This window comes from Streptomyces yangpuensis (assembly GCF_024666385.1).
GTDB lineage: Bacteria > Actinomycetota > Actinomycetes > Streptomycetales > Streptomycetaceae > Streptomyces > Streptomyces yangpuensis.
Genome location: NZ_CP102514.1, coordinates 4,155,829 through 4,165,000 on the forward strand (window position 1 = coordinate 4,155,829; position 9,172 = coordinate 4,165,000).

Consider the following 9,172-nt stretch of genomic DNA (forward strand, 5'->3'; position numbering starts at 1 on the left):
CGTAGCCTCGTATCTGAGCCATATCCACAGTCGCGGCTGACCGTACAGCCGCACTCATGGGGAGTGAACCGCATGCCCGAGCTGAGGTCCCGCACCGTCACCCACGGCCGCAACATGGCGGGCGCCCGCGCCCTTATGCGCGCGTCGGGCGTAGCGAGCGAGGACATCGGCAAGCCGATCATCGCGGTCGCCAACTCCTTCACCGAGTTCGTGCCCGGTCACACGCACCTGGCGCCCGTCGGCCGGATCGTCTCCGACGCCATCCGCGCGGCCGGTGCCATCCCCCGCGAGTTCAACACGATCGCCGTCGACGACGGCATCGCCATGGGTCACGGCGGCATGCTGTACTCCCTGCCGTCCCGCGACCTGATCGCGGACAGCGTGGAGTACATGGTCGAGGCGCACTGCGCCGACGCCCTGATCTGCATCTCCAACTGCGACAAGATCACCCCCGGCATGCTGATGGCCGCCATGCGCCTCAACATCCCGGCCGTGTTCGTCTCGGGCGGCCCGATGGAGGCCGGCCAGGCCATCCTCGTCGACGGCACCGTCCGCAAGCTGGACCTGATCGACGCCATGGTGGACGCCTCCAACGAGAACGTCTCCGACGAGGACGTGCTCCGCATCGAGGAGAACGCCTGTCCCACCTGCGGTTCGTGTTCCGGCATGTTCACCGCCAACTCGATGAACTGCCTCGCCGAGGCCATCGGCCTGGCCCTCCCGGGCAACGGGTCGGTCCTCGCCACGCACACCGCCCGCCGCGCCCTGTACGAGGACGCCGGCCGCACGGTCGTGGAGATCACCAAGCGGTACTACGAGGGCGGCGACGAGTCCGTCCTGCCCCGCAACATCGCCACCCGCGAGGCCTTCGAGAACGCCATGGCCCTCGACATCGCCATGGGCGGCTCCACCAACACGATCCTGCACCTGCTGGCCGCCGCGCAGGAGGCGGGCCTGGACTACGACCTCAAGGACATCGACGCCGTCTCGCGCCGCGTCCCGTGCCTGGCCAAGGTCGCCCCGAACGTGGCGCCCGGCGGCACGTACTACATGGAGGACGTGCACCGCGCCGGCGGCATCCCCGCCATCCTCGGCGAGCTGCACCGCGGCGGGCTCCTCAACAAGGACGTGACGACCGTCCACTCCGAGGGCCTGGACGACTGGCTCGGCACGTGGGACGCCCGCTCCGGCACGGCCAGCGAAACGGCCATGGAGCTGTGGCACGCGGCCCCCGGCTGCGTCCGCTCCGCCACCGCCTTCTCCCAGTCCGAGCGCTGGGACACCCTCGACCTCGACGCCGAGGGCGGCTGCATCCGCTCCGTGCAGCACGCGTACTCCAAGGACGGCGGCCTCGCCGTCCTGCGCGGCAACATCGCCGCCGACGGCTGCGTCGTGAAGACGGCCGGCGTCGACGAGTCGATCTGGACCTTCGAGGGCCCCGCGGTCGTCTGCGAGTCGCAGGACGAGGCCGTCGACAAGATCCTGCGCAAGGAGGTCAAGGCGGGCGACGTCGTCGTCATCCGCTACGAGGGCCCGCGCGGCGGCCCCGGCATGCAGGAGATGCTCTACCCGACGTCGTTCCTCAAGGGCCGCGGCCTCGGCAAGGTCTGCGCGCTGGTGACCGACGGCCGCTTCTCCGGCGGCACCTCCGGCCTGTCCATCGGCCACGCCTCCCCGGAGGCGGCGTCCGGCGGCGACATCGCCGTCGTCGAGAACGGCGACCGGATCCGCATCGACATCCCGAACCGGTCCATCGAGATCCTCGTCGACGAGGCCACGCTCGCGGCCCGCCACGAGGCCCTCGGCGGCGTGTACGCGCCGAAGAACCGCGAGCGCAAGGTCTCCGCGGCCCTGCGCGCCTACGCCGCGATGGCCACCAGCGCCGACAAGGGCGCGGTCCGCGACGTCACCCGCCTGGGCTGACCGGCCCGCCGACCCCGGCAGCGGCGCCCCCGCACCACCCCGGTGCGGGGGCGCCCGCGTTTGCGCCCCGGCCGGTCCCGGACCGGGGCCGCACCAGGACCGTGCCGGGGCCCTACCGGGGAAGGCGCCCACCGGTCCGGGCCGGGCCCGGGGTCACCAGTGGGCGGGGTCGCCCGCGGCCACCGCGAACACCGATCCGTCGGGCGCGCCCGCGAACAGCCGCCCGCCACCGGCCACCGGAGCCGGCAGCGTCGACGCGTAGGTGTCCTTGCCGTCGGCCATCCGCGGCCTGGTCTGGCCCGCCGGCCTGCCATCGGCGGCGTCGACGGCGAGCAGCCGCCCGTCCGGCGCCGTCAGGTGGACCCGCCCGTCGGCGACCACCGGACGGGAGGCCACCGTCACGCCGGTCTCCAGCCGCCACCGCTCCTTGTCCGGCCCGACCGCGACGAGCGCGCCGGAGGTCCCGAACAGGTACGTGACCCCGGCCCGGTCCACCGTCGCTTCCGCGTCGAACAGCGGCGCCGTGAGCTTCACCCGCTGCACGGTGCGCGCCCCCAGGTCGGCGCGTACGACGGCGGTGGCCCTGGAGGACGCGTCGAAGTCCGTCAGGTACAGCCCGCCGCCCGTCGCCCCGACCGGCCGCAGCCGTCCCGCCGTACGGAACTGCCGCACGACGCTTCCGTTCGCCGGATCGACCGCGGCGAGCTGGGTGGAACCGCTGCCGTCGGGCGTCGCGACGTACAGTTCGGGCGCCGCGCCGCCCTCCTGCCCGCCGCCGCTCCACCACACGGAGCCGACCCCGCCGATCTGCTGGGTCCAGCGCGTGGTGCCGGCCGCCGCGTCCAGCGCGGTGACGGCGCCGTTCGTACCGACCAGCAGCACCTGCCCGCCCGCGGGCACCATCTGCGAGCCGGCGGGGAGCCGGTGCTTCCAGCGCTCGGCCCCCGTCGCCGGGTCCAGGGCCCGGAGGGTCTCGCTGCCCGGCGCCACGACGAGGACCCGCCCGCCGGCGTGCAGGGGCGCGCCGACGGGCGTCGCCCCCTTCGCCGACGCGGACGCGGGCGCCTCCACGGTCCACACCGTCGAGCCGTCCGCGGGATCGAGCCGGGCCGCGGCGAGGCCCGGTCCGGCGCAGTACAGGGCCTCCGCCTGCCAGGAGCAGGCCCCGATCCGGTTGCCCGTCCCGGGCTTGCCCAGGGGGACCGACCAGGGGGTGAAGGCCTTCGCCGGAGCCGGGTCCGCCTGCGCGGCGATCTGGGCGGGCGACGACCCGGCGGCCGTCCCGTAGCGCAGGTACCCGCCGACGGCGCCGCTCACGATCAGCAGCCCGACCCCGGCCCCGACCGCGATCCGGGCCCGCCGCCGGTTCGGTGCCCGCGGCTCCGGCACGGCGGGGAGCCGCTCCCTGCGGTGGGTGAGCAGCTCGGCCCCGTCGGGCTGCCGCGGCCGGGGGATGAAGGCCTGGGTGTCCTCGGCGGTCGGGTAGGCGACCGCCCGCATCTCGGCGATCAGCTCCTCGGCGGTGGGCCGCTCCTGCGGGTCCTTGGCCAGGCACCGTTCGACGAGCGGTACGAGCTGCCGCGGGAGCCCGGTCAGGTCGGGTTCGCTGTGCACCACCTGGTACGCCACCAGGTAGTGGCTGTCGGAGTCGAAGGGCCCGCGGCCCGTCGCCGCGTGCACGAGCACCGCACCGAGGGCGAAGACGTCCGCGGCCGTTCCGACTTCGCGAGGTCGCTGGAACTGCTCGGGCGCCATGAACGGCGGGGTGCCGATCAGTTTCCCGGTCTCGGTGCGCAGGTCGCTGTCGGCCGGACGCGAGATGCCGAAGTCGATGACCCGCACGCCGTCGGGCGCCATCAGCACGTTGCTGGGCTTGAGGTCCCGGTGGACCACGCCCGCCCGGTGGATGTCGCGCAGCGCCTCCGCCAGGCCGGCGGCGAGCCGGGCCAGCTCGGTGCGGTCCAGCACCTGTTCCCGTACGCGTGCGGCGAGCGTCGGGGCGTCGATGAACAGGGTGGCCATCCAGGGCCGTTCGGCATCGGGGTCGGCGTCCACGACGGGCGCGGTGAACGCCCCGCTCACCCGGCGCGCGGCGGTGACCTCCTGCCGGAAGCGGGCCCGGAACTCCGGGTCGACCGCGTGCTCGGCATGCACGATCTTTACGGCGAGTTTCAGCCCCGAGCCGGACGTGGCGAGGTGGACGACGCCCATCCCTCCGGAGCCGAGCACCGATTCGAGCCGGTACTGCCCGGCGTACTCCGGAAAGCCCGCGTAGTCCGCGCGCAGCGAATGCACCGCTCACCACCCCCGCCGGAGCCTAGTCGATGCCCGGTACGCATCTCCAAGGTCCTGCTACCCTGCGCGAGTTGCGCACGGCAACGCCCATGGGGGGAGATTTCGCATGTCGGTCGAGAACGATTCGAGCCAAGTCCAGAGCCTGACTTCGGGCTCGGGTTACCCGTCCTATCCGGTCGCTCCCGGCTACCGCCTGAACGTCCGCAGCGGCCCCGGCACCAACTACTCGGTGATCGACGTCCTGCCGCTCGGCGCGACGGTCACGCTGCGCTGCCAGACCGAGGGCACCACGGTCTCGGGCCCGTACGGCACGACCGACATCTGGGACTGCGTCGGCAACGGCCGCTTCGTCTCCGACGCCTACGTGAAGACGGGCAGCGACGGCTTCGTGGTCACCCGCTGCGGCTGATCCTCGCCGGCCGAGGCGGCGTGCGGGGTCCCGGCCGTCGCCTCGTCCGTCGCGTCCGCCCCGTCCGGCGCGTCCGACCCGTCTGACACGTGAGACACAACCGGCTCGACCGGTCCGGCGGGGGATAATCGCTGCTGTGAGCGACGACCAGCGAGACCAGACCCCCGCCGAGCCGGCCGGCGCGGCCGCCCCCGCCTCGACCGCGCCCGCCGCCGCGGTCCCCGCCGGCCCGCAGCCCGAGCCGATCCGGTACTTCGGTACCACCTGGGTGAACCACGAGAGCGGCTACGGCCTGCGCCGCGCCGCCCTCGCCGTCGGCTCCCTGGTCACGGCCACCGCCGCCGCCCTGCTGCTCCGCCTCTCCTACGAGGGCCTGGAGATCGGCAACGTCGGCCCCTTCCTCAGCATCTCCGTCGTCGTCCTCTTCGCGATCTCCAGCGCCATCGCCTTCGTCAAGACCTGGGACTCCTACAAGCGGCGCCCCGCCCCGTCCTCCGACGAGGCCGCCCTCAAGGGCCTCAAGACGATCGGTTTCATCGGCTCCCTCATCGCGTACTCCCTGCGCTGTCTCACCGAGGCCCCCGGCGAGCAGCTCCGCCGCGCCGAGTACGAGCGCGCCCTCGCCGACTACGAGCGCCGCCGCAGCACCCGTACCGGCAACCCGGCCGCCCGCCGCCCCAAGCGCAAGAAGTGAAGTAGCGGGCGAGCCCCCAGCGGCCCGCACCGCCCCGGCGGCCTGCCTCGCCCCCGCAGCCTGCTCCCCACGGCCTGCCCCCGGTCATTGACGCCCGGGCACCGCCAGGAGCATTATTCATCACATGATGAATAAGCAGGCCGAGGGAGACCAGGCCGCCGTGCACGCCCACGGCCTGACCGTCCGCCGCGGCACCGGCCGCACCCCCCGCACCGTCATCGCCGACATCGCCTTCGACGTCCCCCGCGGCCGCATCACCGGCCTCCTCGGCCCCTCCGGCTGCGGCAAATCCACCCTCCTGCGCGCCATCGTCGGCACCCAGGCCCACGTCACCGGCACCCTCGACGTCCTCGGCCGCCCCGCCGGCCACCCCGACCTCCGCTCCCGCATCGGCTACGTCACCCAGGCCCCCTCCGTCTACGACGACCTCACCGTCCGCCAGAACCTCGACTACTTCGCTGCGATCCTCGACCCCGGCCGGGCCGCCGCCGCCCGCCGCGCCGACGCCGTGCACCGCGCCATCACCGACGTCGACCTCACCACCCGCGCCGACGCCCTCGCCGGCAACCTCTCCGGCGGCCAGCGCAGCCGCGTCTCCCTCGCCGTCGCCCTGCTCGGCACCCCCGAGCTCCTGGTCCTCGACGAACCCACCGTCGGACTCGACCCCGTCCTGCGCCGCGACCTGTGGAACCTCTTCCACGACATCGCCGCCACCCGCGGCGCCACGATCCTCGTCTCCTCCCACGTCATGGACGAGGCCGAGCGCTGCCACGACCTGCTCCTCATGCGCGAGGGCAGCATCCTCGCCCAGGACACCCCCGACGCCCTGCGCACCCGCACCCACTCCGCCACCGTCGAAGAGGCCTTCCTCCGCCTCGTCGACCAGGCGAACGCCCTCCCCGTCCAGGAGCAGCCCCGATGAACGCCGCCCGCACCGCCGCCACCGCCGCCCGCGTCCTGCGCCAGCTCCGCCACGACCCGCGGTCCATCGCCCTGATGATCCTGGTGCCGGTCCTGATGCTCACCCTGCTGCGCTTCGTCTTCGACGGCAGCCCCCGCACCTTCGACAGCATCGGCGCCTCACTCCTCGGGATCTTCCCCCTCATCACGATGTTCCTGGTGACCTCCATCGCCACCCTGCGCGAACGCACCTCCGGAACCCTCGAACGCCTCCTCGCCATGCCGCTCGGCAAGGGCGACCTCATCGCCGGCTACGCCCTCGCCTTCGGCGCCGTCGCCGTCGTCCAGTCCCTCCTCGCCACCGGCCTCGCCCTCTGGGCCCTCGGTCTCGACGTCGTCGGCTCCCCCTGGCTCCTCCTGCTCGTCGCCCTCCTCGACGCCCTCCTCGGCACCGCCCTCGGCCTCTTCGTCTCCGCCTTCGCGGCCTCCGAATTCCAGGCCGTCCAGTTCATGCCGGCGGTGATCTTCCCCCAGCTGCTCCTCTGCGGCCTCTTCGCGGCCCGCAGCACCATGCACCCCGTACTCGAAGGCATCTCCGACGCCCTGCCCATGTCCTACGCCGTCGACGGCATGACCCAGGTCCTCACCCACACCGACATGACGGCGGACTTCGTCCGCGACGTGGTGATCGTCGCCGCCTGCGCCGTCCTCGTACTCGCCCTTGGCGCAGCCACCCTCCGCCGCCGCACCCCCTGACCCGGCCCGACCTGACCGCACTCCGGACGGCCCCCCCCGCCCCGCCGCCCGAGTGCAAGGATGAGCAGGCGTGGGCGTACGCGTACGCCACGCCTACGCAGCCCAGGTGGAAGAACGTTCGGCGAGGTGAATCGGGCATGACCCAGACAGTCGCAGTCCTCGGTACCGGCAAGATCGGCGAGGCCCTGCTCAGCGGAATGATCCGCGGCGGCTGGCCCGCCTCCAAGCTCCTCGTCACCGCGCGCCGCAGCGACCGCGCCGAGGAACTCCGCACCCGCTACGGCGTCGAGGCCGTCTCCAACGCCGAGGCCGCCAAGCGCGCCGACACCCTGATCCTCACCGTCAAACCCCAGGACATGGCCAAGCTCCTCGAAGAGCTCGCCCCGCACGTCCCCGCCGACCGCCTCGTCATCAGCGGCGCCGCCGGCATCCCCACCTCCTTCTTCGAGGAGCGGCTCGCCCCCGGTACCCCGGTCGTGCGCGTCATGACGAACACCCCCGCCCTCGTCGACGAGGCCATGTCCGTCATCTCCGCCGGCAGCCACGCCACCGCCGGTCACCTCGCCCACACCGAGGAGATCTTCGGCGGCGTCGGCAAGACCCTGCGCGTCCCCGAATCCCAGCAGGACGCGGCCACTGCCCTGTCCGGCTCCGGACCCGCCTACTTCTACTTCCTCGTCGAAGCCATGACCGACGCCGGCATCCTCCTCGGACTGCCCCGCGCCCAGGCCCACGACCTCATCGTCCAGGCCGCCATCGGCGCCGCCGTGATGCTCCGCGACAGCGGCGAACACCCGGTCAAGCTCCGTGAGGCCGTCACCTCCCCGGCCGGCACGACCATCAACGCCATCGTCGAGCTGGAGAGGCACGGCGTACGCGCCGCCCTGATCGCCGCCCTCGAAGCGGCCCGCGACCGCAGCCGCGAGCTCGCCTCCGGCAACAGCTGAACCACGCGTACGCGCGCGGGTACGGGCCCCCGCCCCGCCGGGGCCCGTACCCCCGGCTACGGCCTGAGCAGCCCGATCGCCTCGTACGCCCGGTCCACCACGGGCCGCGCCAGCCCCCTGGCCCGCTCCGCCCCCTCCCGCAGCACCTCGTCCACCTGCGCGGGATCGGCCGCCAGCTCCGCATGCCGCTGCCGCAACGGACGCAGCAGCTCCACCACCGCGTCGGCGACGTCCCGCTTCAGCGCCCCGTAGCCGCTGTACCCCTCGGCGAGCGCGGCCGGATCACCGCCGGTGCACGCCGCCAGGATGTCCAGCAGGTTCGCCACCCCGGGCCGCGTCTCCCGGTCGTGGACCACCGCACCGTCGCCGCTGTCGGTCACGGCCCGCATCACCTTCCTGCGGACCACCTCGGGCTCGTCGAGCAGGTAGACGATCCCCGCCCCGTTCTCGTGGGACTTCCCCATCTTCGACGTCGGATCCTGCAGGTCCATGACGCGGGCGGCCACCGCCGGATGGGTGGCCTGCGGAACGGTGAAGGTGTGGCCGTAGCGCTGGTTGAACCGCACCGCCAGATCCCGGGTCAGCTCGACGTGCTGGCGCTGGTCGTCCCCGACCGGCACTTCCCCGGCCCCGTACGCCAGGATGTCGGCGGCCATCAGCACCGGATAGGTGAGCAGGGACAGCCGTACGCCGTCGCCGGCGGCCTGCGCCTTCGCCGCCTTCTCCCTGTACTGGATCATCCGCCGCAGCTCGCCGTCGGTCGCCGTGCACTCCAGCAGGTACGCCAGCCGCGTGTGCTCGTCGACATGGCTCTGGACGAAGAGGGTGCACCGCCGGGGATCCAGCCCGGCGGCGATGAGCAGCGTCGCGGCCTGCCGGCTCAGCCTCCGTACGCGCGCAGGCTCGTGCTCGACGGTCAGCGCGTGCAGGTCGACGACGCAGAACAGCGCGTCGTCGGGCTCCTGGTCGGCCGCGACCCACTGGCGTACGGCGCCCAGGTAGTTGCCCAGGGTCATGTGACCGGTCGGCTTGATCCCGCTGAAGATCCTCGTCATGTCCTGCTCTCCCGGTGAGTGCGTGAGTGGTGTCGGGCCACCGCGTCGGGCGGCGGCCGGGCCACTCCCGGAAGGGGGAGAAAACAGAACGGCCGCCGAGGCGGCGGCCGTGAGCGCATGCGTGCTCGCGTGGAAGGTCGGCCGCCGTCAGGCGGCCCACCAGCGAAGGCTGAGCGTGAGCGCATGCGTAGTC

Annotated in this window: 8 protein-coding genes; 6 read left to right on the top strand and 2 right to left on the bottom strand. The window is 73.3% G+C overall.

Annotated features, from left to right (window positions below; translation table 11 throughout):
• Positions 1 to 72: 72 nt before the first annotated feature.
• Positions 73 to 1,923: a dihydroxy-acid dehydratase gene (gene ilvD, locus NRK68_RS19010; protein ID WP_183066685.1), complete on the top strand. Its 1,851-nt coding sequence runs from the start codon at positions 73 to 75 to the stop codon at positions 1,921 to 1,923.
• A 153-nt stretch (positions 1,924 to 2,076) separates the two neighbouring features.
• Here ilvD and NRK68_RS19015 read toward each other — a convergent pair whose 3' ends face one another.
• Positions 2,077 to 4,218 (bottom strand): serine/threonine-protein kinase, encoded by a 2,142-nt coding sequence (locus NRK68_RS19015; RefSeq protein ID WP_257856290.1) that lies wholly within the window; start codon positions 4,216 to 4,218, stop codon positions 2,077 to 2,079.
• A gap of 106 nt (positions 4,219 to 4,324) precedes the next feature.
• On the opposite strand from NRK68_RS19015, the gene NRK68_RS19020 reads away from it, so the two are divergent.
• The 5 genes from NRK68_RS19020 to proC all read left to right on the top strand — a co-directional run bounded on the left by NRK68_RS19020 (position 4,325) and on the right by proC (position 7,924).
• The gene (locus NRK68_RS19020; RefSeq protein WP_183066686.1) at positions 4,325 to 4,627 is read left to right on the top strand and encodes an SH3 domain-containing protein; all 303 of its coding nucleotides are present in this window, start codon (positions 4,325 to 4,327) and stop codon (positions 4,625 to 4,627) included.
• A 136-nt stretch (positions 4,628 to 4,763) separates the two neighbouring features.
• Entirely contained in the window at positions 4,764 to 5,321 is a 558-nt protein-coding gene (locus NRK68_RS19025) for a hypothetical protein (protein ID WP_257856291.1), read from the top strand.
• Positions 5,322 to 5,445: 124 nt separating this feature from the next.
• Positions 5,446 to 6,243, top strand: a complete 798-nt coding sequence (locus NRK68_RS19030) for an ABC transporter ATP-binding protein (RefSeq protein WP_257856292.1) — start codon at positions 5,446 to 5,448, stop codon at positions 6,241 to 6,243.
• Positions 6,240 to 6,977, top strand: coding sequence for an ABC transporter permease (locus NRK68_RS19035; RefSeq protein WP_046780886.1), 738 nt, complete (start codon positions 6,240 to 6,242; stop codon positions 6,975 to 6,977). The genes NRK68_RS19030 and NRK68_RS19035 overlap by 4 nt, the downstream gene beginning before the upstream one ends.
• A gap of 137 nt (positions 6,978 to 7,114) precedes the next feature.
• The gene (proC, locus tag NRK68_RS19040) at positions 7,115 to 7,924 is read left to right on the top strand and encodes a pyrroline-5-carboxylate reductase (RefSeq protein ID WP_030966218.1); all 810 of its coding nucleotides are present in this window, start codon (positions 7,115 to 7,117) and stop codon (positions 7,922 to 7,924) included.
• Between the two features lie 56 nt (positions 7,925 to 7,980).
• Here proC and trpS read toward each other — a convergent pair whose 3' ends face one another.
• The gene (gene trpS / locus NRK68_RS19045) at positions 7,981 to 8,979 is read right to left on the bottom strand and encodes a tryptophan--tRNA ligase (RefSeq protein WP_183066690.1); all 999 of its coding nucleotides are present in this window, start codon (positions 8,977 to 8,979) and stop codon (positions 7,981 to 7,983) included.
• Positions 8,980 to 9,172 lie beyond the last annotated feature (193 nt).